Consider the following 268-nt stretch of genomic DNA (forward strand, 5'->3'; position numbering starts at 1 on the left):
ATTTTTTTTAGTATATCCTCTAATTTATCCTTAATAAGGTCATATTTGCAACCTATTGTTTTATACTTATTTATAACTTCTTTAATCCATGATTCCAATTGACTTTCAAGTAATATATTCCTATTAAATCCTTTAATTAATGTTGCAGCTTCTTTATTAAAATCTTTTGCAACTACAAAATAATATGTAAAATTATTTATATCACTAATTAATTCACTATTTCCATTCAAATAAAAAAGAATAAATTTTATTATTTCTCGTGCAACTT

1 protein-coding gene is annotated in these 268 nt (G+C 20.9%); it reads right to left on the reverse strand.

What is annotated here, in order from left to right; all coding sequences use genetic code 11:
* Positions 1–268: hypothetical protein (locus tag ACKX14_RS15915; RefSeq protein ID WP_422449373.1), on the reverse strand; the 268-nt coding region annotated here is incomplete at both ends.

The sequence above is a fragment of the Thermorhabdus hydrogeniformans genome (assembly GCF_049310025.1).
Lineage (GTDB): Bacteria > Bacillota > Thermosediminibacteria > Thermosediminibacterales > Tepidanaerobacteraceae > JBJYKD01.